This is a genomic window from Parasphingorhabdus sp., assembly GCF_048269865.1.
Classification (GTDB): Bacteria; Pseudomonadota; Alphaproteobacteria; order Sphingomonadales; family Sphingomonadaceae; genus Parasphingorhabdus.
On sequence record NZ_JBLWUA010000011.1, the window covers coordinates 1 to 19,571 of the forward strand.

16 protein-coding genes and 1 riboswitch are annotated in these 19,571 nt (G+C 59.5%); of the genes, 9 read left to right on the forward strand and 7 right to left on the reverse strand.

The window, feature by feature from the left end; translation table 11 throughout:
• The 6 genes from groEL to ACN0WW_RS14535 all read left to right on the forward strand — a co-directional run.
• The coding region (gene groEL / locus ACN0WW_RS14510; RefSeq protein WP_417613586.1) for a chaperonin GroEL at positions 1 to 798 on the forward strand (798 nt) is incomplete at its 5' end.
• A 152-nt stretch (positions 799 to 950) separates the two neighbouring features.
• Positions 951 to 2,798: a DUF885 domain-containing protein gene (locus ACN0WW_RS14515; RefSeq protein WP_417613587.1), complete on the forward strand. Its 1,848-nt coding sequence runs from the start codon at positions 951 to 953 to the stop codon at positions 2,796 to 2,798.
• A gap of 80 nt (positions 2,799 to 2,878) precedes the next feature.
• Positions 2,879 to 4,210, forward strand: coding sequence for an MATE family efflux transporter (locus ACN0WW_RS14520; protein ID WP_417613588.1), 1,332 nt, complete (start codon positions 2,879 to 2,881; stop codon positions 4,208 to 4,210).
• Between the two features lie 101 nt (positions 4,211 to 4,311).
• Positions 4,312 to 5,688, forward strand: a complete 1,377-nt coding sequence (locus tag ACN0WW_RS14525) for an L-serine ammonia-lyase (RefSeq protein ID WP_417613589.1) — start codon at positions 4,312 to 4,314, stop codon at positions 5,686 to 5,688.
• 19 nt (positions 5,689 to 5,707) lie between these two features.
• The gene (locus tag ACN0WW_RS14530) at positions 5,708 to 6,781 is read left to right on the forward strand and encodes an MBL fold metallo-hydrolase (RefSeq protein ID WP_417613590.1); all 1,074 of its coding nucleotides are present in this window, start codon (positions 5,708 to 5,710) and stop codon (positions 6,779 to 6,781) included.
• A gap of 106 nt (positions 6,782 to 6,887) precedes the next feature.
• Positions 6,888 to 7,892, forward strand: a complete 1,005-nt coding sequence (locus ACN0WW_RS14535) for an NADP-dependent oxidoreductase (RefSeq protein ID WP_417613591.1) — start codon at positions 6,888 to 6,890, stop codon at positions 7,890 to 7,892.
• On the opposite strand, the gene ACN0WW_RS14540 is transcribed toward ACN0WW_RS14535, so the two are convergent.
• Together ACN0WW_RS14540 and ACN0WW_RS14545 are read right to left on the reverse strand one after the other, a co-directional pair.
• Positions 7,889 to 9,103 (reverse strand): MFS transporter, encoded by a 1,215-nt coding sequence (locus tag ACN0WW_RS14540; RefSeq protein ID WP_417613592.1) that lies wholly within the window; start codon positions 9,101 to 9,103, stop codon positions 7,889 to 7,891. The genes ACN0WW_RS14535 and ACN0WW_RS14540 overlap by 4 nt on opposite strands.
• Before the next feature lie 51 nt (positions 9,104 to 9,154).
• On the reverse strand, positions 9,155 to 9,838 hold the full coding sequence (locus tag ACN0WW_RS14545) for a DJ-1/PfpI family protein (protein ID WP_417613593.1): 684 nt from the start codon (positions 9,836 to 9,838) through the stop codon (positions 9,155 to 9,157).
• An 18-nt stretch (positions 9,839 to 9,856) separates the two neighbouring features.
• Positions 9,857 to 9,940: riboswitch (ZMP/ZTP riboswitch) on the reverse strand.
• 88 nt (positions 9,941 to 10,028) lie between these two features.
• Between ACN0WW_RS14545 and ACN0WW_RS14550 the strand changes: the two genes are divergently transcribed.
• Complete coding sequence (locus ACN0WW_RS14550) at positions 10,029 to 10,775, forward strand: energy transducer TonB (protein WP_417613594.1); 747 nt, start codon at positions 10,029 to 10,031, stop codon at positions 10,773 to 10,775.
• Positions 10,776 to 10,829: 54 nt separating this feature from the next.
• Here the strand turns inward: ACN0WW_RS14550 and ACN0WW_RS14555 are convergent, their stop codons facing one another.
• Positions 10,830 to 11,246, reverse strand: coding sequence for an MAPEG family protein (locus ACN0WW_RS14555; RefSeq protein ID WP_417613595.1), 417 nt, complete (start codon positions 11,244 to 11,246; stop codon positions 10,830 to 10,832).
• A gap of 237 nt (positions 11,247 to 11,483) precedes the next feature.
• Between ACN0WW_RS14555 and ACN0WW_RS14560 the strand changes: the two genes are divergently transcribed.
• Positions 11,484 to 12,344, forward strand: a complete 861-nt coding sequence (locus ACN0WW_RS14560) for a GGDEF domain-containing protein (protein WP_417613596.1) — start codon at positions 11,484 to 11,486, stop codon at positions 12,342 to 12,344.
• 50 nt (positions 12,345 to 12,394) lie between these two features.
• Positions 12,395 to 15,199 carry a DNA polymerase I gene (gene polA / locus ACN0WW_RS14565; RefSeq protein ID WP_417613597.1) on the forward strand — a complete coding sequence of 935 codons (2,805 nt, stop codon included), beginning with the start codon at positions 12,395 to 12,397 and terminating at the stop codon, positions 15,197 to 15,199.
• A gap of 26 nt (positions 15,200 to 15,225) precedes the next feature.
• On the opposite strand, the gene ACN0WW_RS14570 is transcribed toward polA, so the two are convergent.
• From ACN0WW_RS14570 to ACN0WW_RS14585, 4 genes are read right to left on the reverse strand one after another with little or no spacing between them, the layout of a single operon-like run.
• Entirely contained in the window at positions 15,226 to 15,375 is a 150-nt protein-coding gene (locus ACN0WW_RS14570; protein ID WP_417613598.1) for a DUF2474 family protein, read from the reverse strand.
• A complete protein-coding gene (gene cydB, locus ACN0WW_RS14575) occupies positions 15,375 to 16,379 on the reverse strand; it encodes a cytochrome d ubiquinol oxidase subunit II (protein WP_417613599.1) in 1,005 nt (334 codons plus the stop codon). The genes ACN0WW_RS14570 and cydB overlap by 1 nt, the downstream gene beginning before the upstream one ends.
• The gene (locus tag ACN0WW_RS14580) at positions 16,376 to 17,797 is read right to left on the reverse strand and encodes a cytochrome ubiquinol oxidase subunit I (protein WP_417613600.1); all 1,422 of its coding nucleotides are present in this window, start codon (positions 17,795 to 17,797) and stop codon (positions 16,376 to 16,378) included. The genes cydB and ACN0WW_RS14580 overlap by 4 nt, the downstream gene beginning before the upstream one ends.
• Positions 17,794 to 19,563, reverse strand: a complete 1,770-nt coding sequence (locus ACN0WW_RS14585; RefSeq protein WP_417613601.1) for a SulP family inorganic anion transporter — start codon at positions 19,561 to 19,563, stop codon at positions 17,794 to 17,796. Before ACN0WW_RS14585 ends, ACN0WW_RS14580 begins: the two co-directional genes overlap by 4 nt.
• Positions 19,564 to 19,571 lie beyond the last annotated feature (8 nt).

The window sequence follows — 19,571 nt, forward strand, 5'->3', positions numbered from 1 at the left end:
GCGATGCTCGAAGATATCGCGATCCTGACCAAGGGCGAAATGATCTCCGAAGATCTCGGCATCAAGCTGGAAAGCGTTACGCTGAACATGCTCGGTGAAGCCAAGAATGTCACGATCGACAAGGATAACACCACGATCGTCGACGGCGCTGGCAAGAAGAGCGACATCAAGGCGCGTGTTGAAGCGATCCGTAACCAGATCGAACATACGACGTCCGACTATGACAAGGAAAAGCTGCAGGAACGTCTGGCGAAACTCGCTGGCGGTGTTGCCGTGATCAAGGTCGGCGGCGCGTCCGAAGTCGAAGTGAAAGAGAAGAAAGACCGTGTCGATGACGCACTGCACGCAACCCGTGCGGCTGTTGAAGAAGGCATTGTCCCAGGCGGCGGTGCTGCGCTTCTCTATGCTACGGCAGCGCTCAAGGGCCTCGAAGGCGTCAACGACGACCAGACCCGCGGCATCGACATCGTTCGTCGTGCGTTGCAGGCTCCGGTTCGCCAGATCGCTGAAAATGCGGGCTTTGACGGCGCGGTTGTTTCCGGCAAGATGCTCGACCAGAAGAGCAAGGAATTCGGCTTCAACGCATCGACCGATGTTTATGAAGACCTTGTCAAAGCTGGCGTTATCGATCCAACCAAGGTTGTTCGTGCAGCTCTGCAGGACGCATCCTCGGTTGCCGGTCTGCTGATCACCACCGAAGCGGCTGTGGCGGAACTGCCATCAGACGACAAGGCTGGCGGCGGCGGCGGCATGCCAGACATGGGCGGCATGGGCGGCATGGGCGGCATGGGTTTCTAAACCCAAACGTCCGGCGCAAGCTGACACAATATCAAGAAGGGCTGGAAGGAAACTTCCGGCCCTTTTTTTAATGCGATGTTTGGCATGCTTGCAAAACAGGCCGGTTGTGTCATGCAGGGCACAAGATTCAAATTCTCCGGGGAAGATTTCGCATGACCAAAAAAGCTTTGCTCTTTTCGACCGCCTTGCTTGGGCTCACTCTCACAATGCCGGGGACCTTGATGGCGGCTCAGCCGGCGAGCGAAGCGCAGGCAGCCGAAACGGAAACCGACCGGATCAACAAATGGTTCGACGAGAAATATGAGGAAGAGCTTGCGTTCAGTCCGATCGAGCAGACCTTCATCGGGCGCAAGACCGACTATGGTCTGATCGACGACTTCAGCGAAGCCGGTGCGGACCGGGAACTGGCCTGGTTGCGGAAGACGGTTGCGGAAATGCAGAGCCGCTTTGACTATGACAAGCTCTCGCCCGAGGCGCAGGCCTCTTATGATATCTGGTCGTATAATCTGAAGCAGGCGGAAGCGGGTCTGCCGTATCGGACCAACCGTTATGTGCTGCACCAGCATAATGGCTTGCAATCCTTTTTCCCGACGTTTCTGATCAACACCCACAAGGTTGCCAACGAGGCCGACATGCTGGCCTATATCCAGCGCCTTTCCGGCGTTGCCACCGCCCTTGATCAGCTGCTCGTTCGGGCACAAGCCAATGCAGCGGCTGGCACGCGTCCGCCGCGATTTGCCTATGAAGGGGTGATTGACCAGTCGACCAAGATTGTCAGCGGTGCGCCGTTTGATGATGGCGAGCCGTCGGCGATCTGGACCGCGACTGAAGCCAAGTTGCAAGGGCTGGTCGAAAGCGGCGAGATTGATGAATCGCGCGCCGCGGTGTTGCGGGAACAGGCGAAAGCAGCGCTGATCTCTGACTTTGCGCCTGCCTATGAGCGGATTATTGCCTGGTATGAGGCTGACCTTCCCAATACCGACCCCGCTGCGAAAGGGGTTGGCGCGCTGGCCGACGGGGAGGCTTTTTACAATTATCGTCTCGCCAATCAGACCACAACGGAACTGACCGCCGACGAGATTCACAATCTCGGGCTGGCGGAAGTGGCGCGGTTGCGCGCCGACATGGAAGCGGTCAAGGACGAGGTCGGATTTGACGGTGATTTGCAAGCCTTCTTCAAATATATCCGCGAGGACGACCGTTTCTACTTCTCCAACGATGATGCCGGAGCCGATCAATATATCGCGGCGGCCAAGAATCATATTGAAGCGCTGAAAAAGAAGTTGCCGGATTATTTCGGTATCCTGCCGAAGGCCGATCTGGAAGTGCGCAGGGTCGAAGCCTTCCGCGAGCGTGATGGCGCTGCCCAGCATTATCGCAGCGGCACGCCAGATGGCTCGCGTCCGGGAATCTATTATGCCCATCTGTCCGATATGCGGGCGATGCCGATCCCGACGCTGGAAGTGATCGCCTATCATGAAGGTCTGCCGGGCCATCATATGCAGATTTCCATCGCCCAGGAATTGACCGGCCTCCCGACCTTCCGCACGCAGGCCGGCTATACGGCCTATAGCGAAGGCTGGGGCCTCTATGCCGAGACGCTGGCCAAGGAAATGGGTGGCTATCAGGACCCCTATTCCGAATTCGGGCGGCTCACCAGCGAGATCTGGCGGGCGATCAGGCTGGTCGTGGATACCGGATTGCACAGCAAGGGTTGGACTGAGGAGCAGGCGGTGGCCTATTTCCTGGAAAACTCATCCATTCCGGAAGCGGCGGTGCGGTCAGAAGTGCGTCGTTATCTGGTCAATCCGGGCCAGGCGACCAGCTACAAGATCGGCATGATCAAAATCCTCGAACTGCGGGCTCGGGCCAAGGAAGAGCTGGGCGACAAATTTGATATCCGCGCGTTCCACGATGTTGTTCTGGGCGGCGGTGCGTTGCCGCTGGGCATATTGGAACAGCGCGTCGATCAGTGGATTGCGGCGACCAAGGAGGCTTAAGGACAGCGCTTCTGGTTGCCACCGCTCCCTGTTCCAAGGGGCAGATAGCCATGCTTCTATGTCTCGTGGATTAGGCCGTCATGTCGGAACCCGCCAAGCTTACCACCGGATCCATTAGCGGCCATCTGGTTTCCCAAACCGCTCCCATGCTGTTCGGGATTGCCGCGATTATGTCGATTGGCATTATCGATGCCTATTTTATCGGCCAACTCGGCTCGAAGCAGCTTGCGGCAGTCAGCTTCATTTTCCCGATTACCATCGCGCTCTCTTCGCTCGGCGTCGGTGTTATCGCCGGCATCAGTTCGGTGGTATCGCGTGCGCTGGGGTCGGATGATCCTGGTCGGGCGCAACAGCTTGGCAATCTTGGCATGGCGCTGGCTGCGGGTTTCGGGCTGTTCGTCGCCCTGACGCTGTATTTGCTGAAGGGGCCGCTGTTTGAGCTGATGCAGGCCGATGCCGATCTGCTGCCGCTGATCGATGCCTATATGACGCCCTATGCGCTCGGCTTTCCCCTGCTGCTGACCAACATGGGCGGCAATGGCGTGTTGCGCGGGCAAGGCGCCGCCAAGCGGGCTTCTTCCATTCTGCTGGCCTTTGCTGGTGCCAACTGGATCCTCGACCCGATCCTGATCACCGGGATCGGATCGTTCGAAGGGTTTGGTATTGCCGGGGCGGCCTATGCGACCATTGCGGGATGGGCGGTGGGTACAGGGCTGGCGATTGTCTTTGTCCAGTCGAGCGATATCAAGATCAACCCGGCCTGCCTGACGTCCGCTCGCTGGGGTAGCGGAATATGGTCGCTGGTGAAGGTGGGGGGACCAGCGGCGATGTCCAATGCCATCAATCCGATCGGCCTGTCGATACTGACCGCCTTTCTCGCGAAATATGGTCAGGACGAGGTCGCCGGTTTTGGTGCCGCCGGTCGTTTGCAAAGTTTTGCGGTGGTTCCGATGCTGGGCCTGTCCAGTTCAATTGGTGCGATTGTCGGACAGAATTGGGGTGCGGATCGAAAAGGGCGTGCCCGCCAGGCGCTCTCCTATTCTATCGCTTTCAGCCTCGTCTACGGATTGCTGATTGCCACGCTGCTGGTGGCTGCCCGCGACTGGTTTGGCGCATTTTTCAGCGAAGATCCCGAGGTGCTGGACGCGCTGAGCCGATATTTGCTGATCGCGGCTTGGGGCTTTGCGGGCTATGGAGTGCTGGTGGTCGTCAATGGTGCCTTTAACGCGATTGACCGGGCTCCGGTGGCGCTGGGGCAATCTGCGGCCAGGGTGTTTCTGGTCATGGTCCCCGTGGCCTGGTTGGCAAGCAGCATGTTTGGCTCCAATGCCATATATGGCGCCGAGCTCGCGGCCAATATCGTCGGCGGCTTGGGCGCGGCGGCGCTGGCATATTATGTGATGCGCCGATAATATCGACCTCAGCAAGGGTTCGCAATCTTTCCGTTGGGGGCGATAGTTCTGGCTTGTCCACCGCTGCCGGAATAAAGCAGGTCCCGGGAGGATAGCGCCACATGGTCGCCAGCACATTTGATCTGTTCAAGATCGGCGTAGGGCCGTCGAGTTCCCATACCATGGGTCCGATGCTGGCAGCGGCAACGTTTGTCGAGCGGTTGGATCAGTCCGGAAAACTGGATGATGTGACGCGACTGGAGACCTTGCTGTTTGGCTCGCTGGCGCTGACGGGCAAGGGGCACGCCACCGACCGCGCGATATTATTGGGTCTGGCAGGCCAGAGACCGGACCAGATTGAACCCGATGCGGCTGATGCCCTGGTCGAGCAAATCCGCTCCCTTTCCGAAATTCGCCTGAACGGCAGCCACAAGATCCCGTTCGTTGAAGATCGCGACCTTGTCTTCGACCAGAAGAAGCGCCTCGATTTTCACAGCAATGCGATGCGGTTCAATGCCTTTGCCGGTGACAGGCTGATCGAAACGCGGGTCTATTATTCGGTGGGCGGTGGTGCAATTCTGGACGAGGACCAAATCGGCAGCAACAATCCGGAAGCCGGGCTGTGGGATGTGCCGCATCCGTTCGGGTCGGGTGCCGACCTTTTGCGTATTGCGACAGAACAGGGCACCAGCATTGCAGAGATCATGCGCGAGAATGAGCGCTCCGCACGCCGTGCCGAGGAGATCAGCACCGGGATCAGGGCGATTGCCGATGCGATGTCGGCCTGTATCGATCGCGGGGTCCAGAGTGGCGGCCTGTTGCCGGGCGGCCTGCGGGTCAAACGCCGGGCTCCGCTAATCCATGCGCGCCTGATGGAGCGACAGGAACGGGCGCTGTCCGACCCGCTGACCATATTGGACTGGGTCAATCTGTGGGCGCTGGCGGTGAATGAGGAAAATGCCGCTGGCGGCAAGGTGGTCACTGCGCCGACCAACGGTGCCGCCGGCATCGTGCCATCGGTGCTGCGCTTCTATGAGCGCTTTGCGCCAAAGGCCGATGCAGCCGGGGTCGAGACCTTTTTGCTGACAGCGGCGGCGATCGGGTCGCTGTTCAAGGAGAATGCCTCCATCTCCGGCGCCGAGGTCGGTTGTCAGGGCGAGGTCGGGGTCGCCTGTTCGATGGCTGCCGCCGGCTTGACGGCCGCCTGGGGTGGCACGCCCTCGCAAGTCGAAAATGCAGCCGAGATCGGCATGGAGCATAATCTGGGTCTGACCTGCGATCCGGTCGGGGGACTGGTCCAGGTGCCGTGTATTGAACGCAACGCGGTGGGTGCGGTCAAGGCGATTGAAGCCGCAAGGCTCTCGATCCTCGGCGATGGGACCCACCGGGTCAGTCTCGATGAGGTCATTGAGACGATGCGGAAGACGGGTCTCGACATGAGCGACCGCTACAAGGAAACATCGCAAGGGGGTTTGGCCGTCAATCTGGTTGAATGCTGAGCGAAACGGGGGATCGTCGATGAAGAAGCTGGGTTTGGGATTGCTGCTGCTGATTCTGTTGATTGCGGGAGCAGCGGTGCTGTTTCAGCAGCAAATCGGTGAACGGATGTTTGCCAGAGCGGTGGACACGGCCGTGTCCCGCGATGTGATTGGTGATTTGCCGGACGGGATCAATGTGGTGCTGTGCGGCTCCGGCTCGCCACTCCCTGATCCCAGTCGTGCAGGACCCTGTTCGGCGGTGGTCATCGACGGCAAGATGTTCATGGTCGATGTGGGTGGCGGCGCGGTCCGCAATCTCGGGCAGATGGGCCTCAATCCCGGTGCCATAGAAGCGCTGCTGCTGACCCATTTTCACAGCGACCATATTGACGGCATGGGCGAGCTGATGATGCAGCGCTGGGCCGGTGGGGGCCGGGATGCGCCGCTGCCAGTGATTGCGCCGGAGGGTGTGACTGCGATCGTTGAGGGCCTGAACGCCGCTTATGCCGCCGATGCGCAATATCGGATCGCGCACCATGGGGAAGCGACCATCCTCCCGACGGGTGCGGGCGGAGAGGCCCGCCCATTTGCTTTTCCGGAAGGGCAGACGGAGATGGTCGTCTATGACAAGGACGGGATCAGGATCACCGCCTTTGCGGTGGACCACAAGCCGATTGCGCCGGCCGTGGGCTATCGCTTCGACTATAAGGGCCGCTCGGTCGTGTTCAGTGGCGACACGGTCAAATTGCCATCGACAGCGAAGGCCTGCAGTGGCTGCGACCTGCTGATGCATGAAGCGCTGAATGCAGAGATGGTGGGTGTCATGGAGAAGGCGTTCGGGAAAGCCGGTCGGAAGCGCATGGCGAAAATAATGGCGGATATCGAGAACTATCATACGACACCGGTAGAGGCGGCCGAGACCGCGCGTGCAGGCAGGGCGAAGATGCTGGTCCTGTCGCACATCGTGCCGGCATTGCCGTTCGCCTATCTCGAAAGCTATTATCTGAAGGGCGTCGATGCCGCCTATGACGGACCGGTTGTGCTTGGGGAGGACGGGATGCTGTTCAGCCTTCCCGCCAATAAAGACAGTATCGAACAGGGTGATTTGCTCTAATTTGGGCGCGATACTTGTGCTCTTGCACAGGCAGGAGCCCATCTCCTGAACCTGTTTTGGAACGAACGAGCGGGAGATGGGCCCCCGCATTTTCTGGGGCACGACTATGAGCATGAACCAATATTGGCGTCTGAACAGCCGACCCGAGGGTAGCGACGTATCGGGCGCGCTGTCGCTTGAGAGTGAGCCGATGCCCGAACTCGCGGACGGCGAGGTGCTGATCAAGGCGGCCTATCTGTCGATGGATGCCGGTACCCGGATGTGGATGACCGAGCGCGAGGACAGCTATCAGCCGCCGCTGGAGCTGGGCACGAAGATGGTCGGGCTGGTGCTCGGCCATGTTGCCGCCTCGCGTCATGATGGCTTTGCCGAGGGCGATCTGGTCCGCGGCTTCGGGCAATGGGCGGAGCATAGTGTGATGCAGCCGCAGCTGGCCGGGCTGGTCAAGGTCGAGGATGGCATCGCCGATATCAAGCAGCATTTTGGCGTGCTCGGGTTCAATGGCTGGACCGCGCTGTGGGGTATCAAGGAAACTGCGGAAGTTAAGGCTGGCGACAATGTCCTTGTGTCTGCGGCGGCCGGATCGACCGGTGTGCTGGCCTGTCAGATCGCGAAGATATTGGGTGCCAATGTCTATGGCTTGGCTGGCGGGCCGGAGAAATGCCGTTGGCTGGAAGAGGAACTGGGGATCACCAAGGGGATCGATTACAAGAAGGATGATATCGCTGCTGAACTCGCCAAGGTCGAGGGCGGGATCAATGCCTATTTCGACAATGTCGGCGGGCCGATTCTCGACGCGGTGCTGCCCAATATGGCGCTCTATGGCCGGATCGCGCTCTGCGGTTTGCTCGCCCAGTATGAAGGTGACGGCCGGGGGAGGGGTCCGGACCAGTTCGACCAGATATTGATGAAGCGGCTGCGCATCGAGGGCTTTTTCTCGCCGGATTTTGCGGATCAGGGTGAGCGGCTGACGGCGGAACTCAAGACTTGGCTGGACCAGGGCCTGATCGACACGCCGTTTGACGTGACGGACGGGATCGAAAATGTGCTGACCGCTTATGAGAAGCTTTTCACCGGCGGCAATATCGGCAAGGTGCTGGTGAAAATCTAGGACCCGGTCTGGCGGAAGCGCAGACCCCAGAGCGACAGGGACATGATCGTCGCTGCATAGCTGATAGCCATTATCGAAATGCCGTGCCATCCGGCATATTCATAGGTTGCGGCTCCAAGCCAGCTCGATATGCCGCCGCCGATGAACATAATCACGATATAGATGGTCATCAGGCGGGTCCGGATTTCCGGCGCACGCCTAAACAGGATCGTCCGGCTGCAAATATCGACCGATGCGCCGCCAATGCTGTTGCAAATGATGGCTATGATCAGCAGCCAGAGATTGTCGCTGGCAAAGGGCAGCAGGCCGACGCCCGCCAGCTGTGCGAGGCAGAAATAGATGCGCGCGCGCTCCGGCCCGATCCGGTCCGCGAGCCGGCCGGCATAAGGCGAGCCCAGAACATTGATGATGGCAATGATCGCGAGATAGCCAACCGTATCGACACCATAGCCATTGCGCGGCAAATGCAGCCCTATCGCCAGCCACAGTGCCAGAAAAAGGCCGAAGGAAAGCGCCTGGATCAATCCGCCGAGCGGCACTTCCGGCAGAGATTTCATGATTGGCCACAGCGAACGGAGCAGCTCTGCATAACGCGGCGGTTCCGTGCCGGACGGCTTCTCATCCCGTTTGCGCTCCATGATCAGGGGCAGCAGGATGATCAGCAGCGCCATCGATGCAACGCCGACCCAATAGGCAGAGCGCCAGCCGAAATAGTGACCGAGCAAGCCGCCGCCGACCCGGCTGCCCAATATCCCCAGCGTGACGCCGGCGGTCATTATACCGGTGACATGACCAATGCGTTCGGGCGCGACGCGCTGGGTCACATAGGCGGGCAGCAAATAGGGCGCGATGGTGAAAAAGCCGAGCAGCGAAGAGGCCGCGGCAAACAACATAAAACTGGCCGACAGCGCCATCGCCAGCATCGCCAGAAACTGACCGATAACGAATATCGTCACCAGCTTGCGGTTGTTGATGCGGTCGCCGAGCGGCAGCAGAAACAATATGCCGAGCGCCAGCGCTATCTGGTTGAGCGCCGGAGCAAGCCCGACCGTCGCGCCGCTGACCCCGAACTCTTCGGCCACCGGCGTGATCAGGGGATGGATATAATAGCCATTGGCGACCACCGCCGCTGATGACAGAGCGAAGAGGAACAGCCTGAGCTCGCTGATCCGGGCGGGTGCTTGGCGTTCAATGGGGTCAGGGCTGCTCATTAGGCTGTGCGCTTACGCGATAACCGTAAGGCGCAAAACAAAATTCCCAGGCTATAGCCTATCAATAATGTGCGCCAGTTCCGACGCCTGACGAGCATATACGCGCTCCTGCAGCAGCTTCAACACGGCAGGATCGGCGACGTCGGGGTGGCCGCTGTTGAAGGGCGGGTGGGGGTCATATTCCAGGCTAAGCTGGATCGACTCGGCGAGCTGTTGTCCGGCGATTTCCGCAACGACGGTCAAGGCGAAGTCGATTCCCGACGTTACGCCGCCGGCGGTGACCAGATTGCCATCCTGAACCACTCGCGCTTTTTCATGCGCTGCTCCGAATGTTTCAAGCAAGCCGGTATAGGCCCAATGGGTGGTTGCGCGTTTACCGTCCAGCAAGCCAGCGGCACCGAGGGCCAGCGAACCCGTGCAGACGGAGGTCACATATTGAGCGCCAGCCGCCTGATCGCGCAAAAATTGCAGCGATGCTTCATCCTGAATCACGTCCCTGATGCCAAAACCGCCGGGGACACAGAGCAGATCAGCTTGCGGACAGTCCGGGAAATTGGTCGAGGGCAGTATGGCAAAACCGCTATCGGTCTCTATCGGCTGTACCGCCTTGGCCGCGGTATGAACCATGGCGCCGGGAATGCGGGACAGTACCTGCGCCGGACCTGTGAAATCCAGTTGGGTAATGCCGCCGAACAGCAGGAAAACTATATGAAAGGGCGTTGGACTATCGGTCATCGGGCTACTCCCAGTTTAGAGAAATGCCCAGGCGATCGGCGTGAAAAATTGCCCGCTCCCCGATGGATTTCCATCTTGATCTCGCTAGTCACGGACAAGCGTCCGTTTACCATCCTATATTGCGGCAGGCAATCTGATTGATTGGATGCCAGCCAGAGAATATTCATCAGGAAAATGCTAAACCTAGCGAATGAGTTATAGCCTGGACAGCCGCAAGCAGGACCGCGCCCAGTCGCTGGCAGCGGTCATCGCGATTCATGCTGCCCTTGGTTATGCGCTGATCAGCGGCATGGGCCTCGAGATTAGCAAGAGTGTCGACGCAGGCCTCAATGTGATCGATCTCACGCCAGCAAAACCGGCAGAGGCGCAGCCTGACAAGAAGCCTGCAGAGTCTGAAGAAGGCGCGGCTTCTCCGGAAAATCTGCAGGCCAAGGCCAGCCAGATTGTGCTGCCTCCCCCGGAAGTGAAGCTGGATATCGTGACGCCGGTGGTCGCGGCGCCAGTTGCCGGAATCGGAGACGATGACAATGCGGGCGCATCGGATCGGCCCGGGCCCGGTGCCGGTAGTGGCGGAGAAGGCGAAGGGTCAGGAAGCGGTGGTAGCGGCGATGGCAATGGCAGCGGCGGGATAGTGTCCGGTCCGCGCCATCTGTCCGGCGCGATGACCCGCAGGGACATTCCCCGTTCGGTTTGGAAAGCCGAAGCCCGAGGCAATGTCATCGCCCGCTTCACGGTCGGCGCGGACGGGCGCGCGCGCGGTTGTGAGATCAAACAATCCAGCGGTCATTCTGAGCTGGATGCGACCACCTGCCGCCTGATCGAGACGCGGTTCCGTTTTGAGCCGGCGCGTGATGCACGCGGCAGGCCGGTCGCCAGCCCTTATGGTTGGGTGCAGGAATGGTGGCGGGATGGGCGCGGCCCTCAGCGCACGAATTAAGTTCGGTCACCATTCGCCTGTCACCACTGTTGCCGGCGATCGCGCTCTGAGTCTCTAAAATATGCCGAATAGCAGATAGAGGCCGAGCGCGATGAAACAGCCGAATGTGCTGAACGCGCCAATCGCCCGGAGAACCGCAAAAAACTTGCCGCCACCGGAGTCATCGGTGCCGGCGAAGGGCGACAGCGCAATGGCATGAAGCACACGACCGACCACAAAGATCACCGCAATGATCGCAACGACATCATTCGGTACCACGGTCATTTCTGCCAACGCCAATATGACGATGAACAGCGCGGCATTTTCGGCCAGATTGCCATGCCTGCGGATTTTGCGCTCCAGCACCGGATCGTCGCCGGTGCCCAGACTAATCCGGTTGCGGAGGCGGTGCGCACCGACCAGGATCATCAAAATTGCTTGCAGGATGGCAAGCAGCGCTCCGGCAACGGCCGCAATAATCGGTATGGTCATTCGGCAATCTCCAGATCGGAAACAGGACGATTATGCGGGATATGATTGCCCGTGCAGCTTGTCTAGCGCTGGCCCAGCGGCAAGTCAAAAGGCCTGATTTTGGCAAACCTGCGCCATTGCTGGTCCAGGATACAACCGACAGTCCCATTTCCGAACAATTTCAGCGGCATTCCTTATCAGGATGTTAACCATGACTCTGCATAGCCGTTCAAGATATTCCTGCTAATTGGCGATTCCATGAAAACAACATTGTCCAGCTTGTCGCCCGTGCGACAAACGGCGATCATCTCGGCGATCGCGGCATTGTTGTCGGTTACGTTTACAGGGACCGTCTATTTCATATTTTTCGGCGTAGACGACCGCTTTTGGGCCGCGATCAATATGTCGTTTCTGATCCCGTGGGCTATCACTATCCCTTTGGGACTGCACATGTCAAAACAGCGGTTCAAGCTTTTTTGCATAACCAATCGATTGCAGGAAACGCAGGCCCGTTTGCGCATAGCCAACAAGGCGCTCGAATTGAGGGCCAATTACGATGGAATGACCGGGTTGCTGAGCCGGGACAGTTTTTTTACCCAGCTCGACAAATTGCGTACAGCCGAGCATCTGGAGGGGTGTCCCCATGTATTGATGATCGTGGATGTTGATCATTTCAAGCATATCAATGATAATTTCGGACATCCGGTTGGCGACAAGGCGCTGTCGCTTCTCGGCAAGGTGTTCCGGAAGACGCTGCGCGAGAACGATCTGGTGGGGCGTATTGGCGGTGAGGAATTTGGTTTGTTCCTGCCAGCCACCAGCGTGCCGGAAGGCCGTATTATTGGTGAGATCATTCGTCATGAGATCGAAAAAACCATTTTTGAACCGGTTGAAAAGATGCGCCATGTGATCACTGTCAGCATAGGTTTGACCGCTGTCGCCGCGCATCAGGAGCGGGGGACGCTTCTGGGGAACGCCGATACGGCGCTGTTCGCTGCCAAACGCAAGGGGCGCAATCAGGTGGTTTTGTTTGAGCCGGGCATGCAGGGCAAGCCGCAGCCCCTCAACGAAAAGGAGCGGGATTCAGAGCGAGCACCGCTCTATTCAAATTTCATGTGACGCAGAATTTGAAATGACGGGGCCGTCTGGCGCTGCTAGAGCTCGCTACCATGACGGACAGTTCAGACAGCAAGCCTAATCACCTCTATCTCGTTGACGGCTCAGCGTATATTTTTCGCGCCTATCACCGTTTGCCACCATTGACCAATGTCCGCGGAGAGCCGGTCGGGGCGGTCTATGGTTACACGACAATGTTGTGGAAGCTCGCCGATGAACTGAACCAGGCCGACGGCCCTACGCATATGGCGGTCGTGCTCGACAAGGCGGGAACCAGTTTCCGCAACGATCTTTACGACCAGTATAAGGCGAACCGGCCGGAAGCGCCCGAGGATCTGAAGCCGCAATTCCCGATGATCCGTGATGCGACGCGCGCCTTCTCGCTCCCCTTGATCGAGGAAGAGAATGTCGAGGCCGACGACATGATTGCGTCCTATACCAAGGCGGCGCTGGAAGCAGGCTGGAAAGTCACTATCGTCTCGTCCGACAAGGATCTGATGCAGCTGATCGAGCCGAGCGCCGACAGCCGCGTCGATATGCTTGATACGATGAAAAACGCGCGCATGAACCAGATGACGGTCGAGGAAAAATTTGGCGTCGGACCGGAAAAATTGGGCGATGTTCTTGGCCTGATGGGTGACAGTTCCGACAATATCCCGGGCGTCCCTGGCATTGGCCCGAAAACGGCGGCAAAACTGATCAACGAATATGGCGATATCGAAAGCGTATTGGATGCCGCGCCGGAGATGAAGAAATCCAAAATGCGCGAAAATCTGATCGAATTTGCCGAGCAAGCAAGGCTGTCGCGAGTGCTGGTGACCTTGCGGGACGATTGTCCGTTGCCCGACACGCTGGACAGCTTTCTGATCCAGGATATTCCCGATGCGCCGCTGCGCGAGTTTCTCTCCTATCACGGGTTTAACAGTCTGCTCAGGAAATTGGGCGGCGACGGTCATGTCGAGCCGCAAAATCCCGATGTTGTAGAAAGCGCCCCCGCCGAGGCCACAGCCAAAATGCCCGAGGCCCCGGCGATCGACCGGTCGCAATATGAATGTGTGCAGACGGTCGACGCACTCGACCAGTGGATTGCGCGTGCTACCGAACAGGGCGTTTGCGCGGTCGATCTGGAAACCGACAGCCTCGAAAGCGTCACCGCCCGGATCGTTGGTGTCTGCCTTGCCACGGGACCCAATCAGGCCTGCTATATCCCGCTTGGCCATGGTAGCGGCGACATGTTTGGCGAGACCCCCGACCAGATCGACTTCGACGAAGCGCTGGCGAAACTGAAACCGCTGCTTGAGGATGATGCGGTGCTCAAGGTAGGGCAGAATCTCAAATATGACATGGGTGTCCTGGCCCAGCATGATATCCAGATCGCGCCGTTTGATGACACGCTGGTGATGAGCTTCAACCTCGATGCGGGTCTGCACGGCCACGGGATGGATGAGCTCAGCAAGCTGCATCTCGGGCATGAATGTATCAGCTTCAAATCCCTGACCGGTACCGGGAAGAAAGCGATCGGGTTCGCCGAGGTACCGCTCGACAAGGCCACCGAATATGGCGCGGAAGATGCCGATGTGACACTAAGGCTGTGGGAGATTCTGCGCTTGCGGATGGCCCCGGAACGGGTGACGCGAGTTTATCAGATGGTGGACCGGCCGCTGGTGCCGGTGATTGCGAAAATGGAAGAGACCGGCGTGCTGGTCGACCGCGAGGAGCTGTCGCGGCTGTCGGCCACTTTTGCCGAGGAAATGGAGAAGCTAGAGCAGCAGATCCACGAACTGGCCGGAGAGAATTTTTCGATCGGCAGCCCCAAGCAATTGGGCGAAATCCTGTTCGGCAAGCTTGGGCTGAAGGGTGGCAAGAAAGGCAAGTCTGGCCAATATTCGACCGATGTCACGGTGCTTGAACGATTGGCGGGTGATGGCGAGCCGATTGCCCAGATGGTTGTCGACTGGCGGCAGCTTTCGAAGCTGAAATCAACCTATACCGATGCGCTGCAGGAACAGATCAACGAGAAGACCGGACGGGTTCACACGTCCTATTCGCTGAGCGGTGCGCAGACCGGGCGGCTGTCCTCGACCGAGCCCAATCTGCAGAATATTCCGATCCGGACGGAGATCGGGCGGCAGATAAGACAGGCTTTTGTCGCCGCGCCCGGCAACGTTATTCTAGCTGCCGATTATAGCCAGATCGAACTGCGGCTGGCGGCGCATATCGCCGATGTGGAAACGCTGAAAGAGGCATTTGCGAACGGCGAGGACATTCACAACCGTACGGCGAGGGAGCTGTTCGGCAGTGAAGACCGCGATGCGCGGGCGCGCGCGAAGACGATCAATTTCGCGATCCTCTATGGCATCTCCCGCTGGGGGCTGGCCAAGCGGCTGGAAGTCGATGCGGATGAAGCACAGGCGATGATAGATACCTATTTCGAGCGCTTCCCCGGCATCAATCAATATATCTCTACGACGCTGCAGTCGGTGCGCGAGACTGGCTATACGGAAACATTATTTGGCCGCAAAACATGGTTCGAGCGGATCAAGTCGTCCAATCAGGCCGAGCGGCAGGGCAGCGAACGCGCCGCGATCAATGCGCCGATCCAGGGCACCAGTGCTGACATTATCAAACGCGCTATGGCGCGCATGGGCCCGGCGCTGGAAGAGGCCGGACTCGGCGATGTCAAAATGCTGATGCAGGTGCACGATGAACTGGTGTTCGAGGTGCCCGAGGGTGATGTGGAAGCCGCCAGTGAAGTCATCCGCACTGTCATGTCCGGCGCAGCCGAACCGGCGGTGAAACTATCCGTGCCGCTGGATGTGGATATCGGGACCGGCAAGAGCTGGGACGAGGCGCATTAAGCGACGGACGACGCTGCGGCGATCCGTCAGGTCTTGATCCAGAAGCGGATGAAGAAGCCGACCACCCCGACCGCCAGCACCCCCATCGCCCAATATGCCAGCATCCACAGCAGGCGTTTGGGCAAGGGCGCGTGATCGGCGGTCCTCCCTTTTGACGAGAGCGGGTCGAAAGCCACTAGTGGTAGCCGTCCGATCCGACCTTGCCGCGGAACACCCAATAGGCCCACGCGGTGTAAGCGAGGATGATCGGCACCATGATGCCTGCGCCGATCAGCATGAACAGCTGGCTTTCATGGGGAGCAGCCGCTTCCCAGATCGTGATCCGGCCGGGGATCACATCGGGCCACATCGATACCGCCAGTCCGACTAGGCTTAGTCCGAATAGACCCAGCGCATAGAAGAATGGCGCGGCTTCCTGGCGCTTGGACAGGCTGCGGAAGAACAGGACAGAGACGACCAGCGTCGCAAGCGGAATCTGGGCGGTCGCAATGACGCCCGGATAGGCGAGCCAGCGCGTATAATATTCTGCCTCGAGAAACGGTGTCACGATGCTGACGGCAGCGATGGCGAGGAGCAACAGGATACCGAGGCGGCCGGCGTAGCTGTAGCACTGGCGCTGCAAGGGGCCGTCGGTTTTCCAGATCAGCCAGCAGCAGCCCAGCAGCGCATAGCCGGCGAGCAGAGCGAAGCCGGTCAGCAGGCTGAACGGGGTCAGCCATTCCCACCAGCCGCCGGCATAGGCGCGGCCTTCGACTGTGATACCCTGCAAAAGAGCGCCGAGTGTGATGCCCTGCGCGAAGGTCGCGATGACCGAGCCGGCGGTAAAGGCAAAATCCCAGCGGGCGCGGTGGGCGGAGTCCCGCCAGCGAAATTCAAAGGCGACGCCGCGCAGGACGAGTCCCAGCAACATGGCGATCAGCGGCGCATAGAGCGCCGGCAGGATGATCGCATAGGCGAGCGGGAAAGCGGCCAGCAAGCCGCCACCACCCAGCACCAGCCAGGTTTCATTGCCATCCCAGACCGGCGCGATACTGTTCATCGCGGTATCGCGATCCGGTCCGACCTTGAAATTGGGGAACAGGATGCCGATGCCGAGATCGAATCCGTCCATGACGACATAGACGATGACGGCAAAGGCGATGATGCCGGCCCAGATGACGGTCAGGTCGATGCCGTTCATGACGTTGCTCCTTCCGCATGATCGCCGTCGAGCACCGCCGCTGCCGGGGTTGTCCCTGCCGAGCGGATCGGCGCGTCGTCAGGCGTTGGTTCGTGGGCTTCGGGTGTTTTCGCCGCCAGCTTGAACAGATAGACGATCCCTGCTCCGAAGACGATGAAATAGACGACGACAAAAGCCAGCAGCGAAGCGGCAACCGCCGGCGCGTCGAGCGGTGCGGCGCTTTCGGCGGTGCGCAGCAGGCCATAGACAGTGAATGGCTGCCGGCCGACCTCGGTGGTGACCCAGCCGGCGAGCACGGCGATGAAGCCCGATGGTCCCATCACCAGCGCCGCGCGGTGCAGCCAGGGCCAGTCGTAGAGCTTCTTGCGCGCCCGGGCGACCAAGCTCCACAGGCCGAGACCGAGCATGGCGAAGCCGAGACCGACCATGATCCGGAACGCCCAGAAGACAATGCCGACCGGCGGTTGGTCGGCTTCCGGAACCGTGTCCAGTCCGGCGAGTGGCGCATTCATGTCATGCTTGAGGATCAGCGAGGATGCCTTGGGAATTTCAACCGCATAGTCGACCCGCTTGTCCTTGCTGTTGGGAATGCCGAACAGGATCAGCGGCGCGCCATCGGGATGGCTCTGGTAATGGCCTTCCATGGCCATCACTTTTGCGGGCTGGTGCTCGAGCGTATTGAGCCCGTGCATGTCGCCCATGAATATCTGGGCCGGAGCCACCAGCGCCGCCATCCACATCGCCATCGAGAACATCTTGCGGGCACCGGGGTTGGTCCGGTCTTTCAGCAGATGCCAGGCACCGACGGCACCGACCGCAAAGGCGGTGGTCAGATAGGCAGCAAGCACAGTGTGGACCAGCCGGTAAGGGAAACTGGGGTTCCAGATGATGTCCCACCACCCGGTCGCCGGGACGAATTGCCCAACATCGTTGATCGCATAGCCGACCGGGGTCTGCATCCAGCTGTTGACCGAGAGGATCCAGAAAGCGGAGATGAAAGTGCCGACGGCCACTGCCAGGGTCGCGACAAAGTGCAGCTTGCGGCCGACCTTGTTGATCCCGAACAGCATCACGCCGAGAAAACCGGCTTCGAGGAAGAAAGCGGTCAGCACTTCATAGGCCATGAGCGGGCCGATCACCGGTCCGGCCTTGTCGGAGAATACCGACCAGTTGGTGCCGAACTGGTAGGACATGACGATGCCGGAGACGACGCCCATGGCGAAGACCACGGCAAAAATCTTGAGCCAGTAGCGGTAGAGATTGGCGTAGACGCCCTTGTCGGTTTTCAGCCACAGGCCTTCCAGCACCGCGAGATAGCTGGCGATGCCGATGGTGAAGGCAGGAAACAGGAAGTGAAAGCTGACGGTGAAGGCAAATTGCGCCCGCGCCAAATTGATTGCGAGATCGTTTTCCATCATATCATGCCTCTGGCCATCCAGTTGTCGGGGTCGGTGTCGGCTTCATCCTCGGCATCCGCAATTGCAATTAACGCCGAATAGGCTGCATTTTGCGAAAGGAAGATCTTGCCGGATAGTTGCTCGAGAAAATGGGAGCGTTTCAGCCGGTCCATCACTGGTCCCTTCACTTCGGAAAGGTGCAGCGAAATGCCGCCATCCTCGAGCCGGTGGTTGATCGCCTCGATGCTTTCCAGCGCCGAGGCATCGATAGCATTGACCGCCGAGCACATCAATATGACGTGGCGGACCGTCTTCTGCTCGGCCACCTGTTCGAGCAGAAATTCCTCCAGCCAGCGAGCGTTGAGATAGGTCAGGCTCTCGTCGATGCGGATGGTCAGGATGCGGGGGTCGGTGAATACCTTGTGGCGGTTGACGTTGCGAAAATGCTCGGTCTCGGGAACCCGCCCGACGATTGCGGCATGCGGCCGCGAACTGCGCCAGAGGAACAGCGCGAGGCTGAGGCCGACGCCAGCGATGACGCCCGGCTCAACGCCGGCGAGCAAGGTAACGCCGATGGTAGCCGCCATCGCCGCAAAATCCATTTTCGAATAGCGCCAGATAGTCTGCGGGGTCTTGAGGTCGACGAGGCTGAGCACAGCGACGATGATCGTCGCGGCGAGGGTGGCGATCGGTAGCGATGCCAGGAGCGGGGTGAGAAACAGGGCAGCCAGAGCGATGCCGACGGCGGTGAAGGCACCGGCTGCGGGGGTTTCCGCGCCGGCATCGAAATTGACCACCGAACGGGCAAAGCCGCCGGTGACCGGATAGCCCCCGGAGAAAGCCGCCGAGATATTGGCTGCGCCGAGACCGATCAGTTCCTGGTCCGGGTCGATCCGCTGACGCCGCTTGGCGGCCAAGGTCTGCCCGACGGAAACGGATTCGACAAAGCCGATCACGCTCAGCAGCATGGCGGGCACGGCGAGCGTTTTCCATAGTTCCAGATCAATCAGCGGTACGGAAAAAGGCGGCAGGCTTTGCGGGATATCGCCAACGACTTTAACCCCTTGGGCTTCCAGTCCGAGCAGGATCGTGGCGACGGTGGAGATCGCGACTGCAGCAATGGGACCGGCCTTGGCGACAAGTTCCGCCGGACGCGCTGGCAAGCCAAAGCGCATCAACAGCGGCCGGAGGCCTTTGCGGACCCAGAAAAGAAAAGCGGTCGCGGAAACACCGATGATCAGAGTGGGCATATTGGTCGTGCCGATTGCGGAGACGATGCTGGAAACCAGTTCCGGCATCGCCGCGCCGCTCGCCTTGATACCGAAGATCGATTTCAGCTGGCTGGTCGCGATGATGATACCGCTGGCGGTGATAAAGCCCGAGACGACGGGATGCGAAAGCAGATTGGCGAGGAAGCCGAGATTGAAGATGCCCAGCAGCAGCAGGAAAAGGCCCGATAATAGAGCCAGTACCAATGCGGCTGCGACAAATTCGGCGCTGCCCGGAACGGCGACAGCGCTTGCGGCCGTCAGAGTCATCAAGGACACAACCGCGACCGGCCCGACTGCCAAAGTCCGGCTGGTACCGAATATCGCATAGGCGATCAGCGGCAGGATCGAGGCATAGAGACCGATTTCCGGCGGCAGCCCGGCCAGCATGGCATAAGCGAGGCTTTGTGGAATCAACATGATGGTCACAATGATCGCAGCGACGCCGTCATTAGTCAGGGTCGTACTATTATAACGGCTGCCCCAATCGAGGATTGGCAGATAGCGGGATATTTTCATGGAATGGC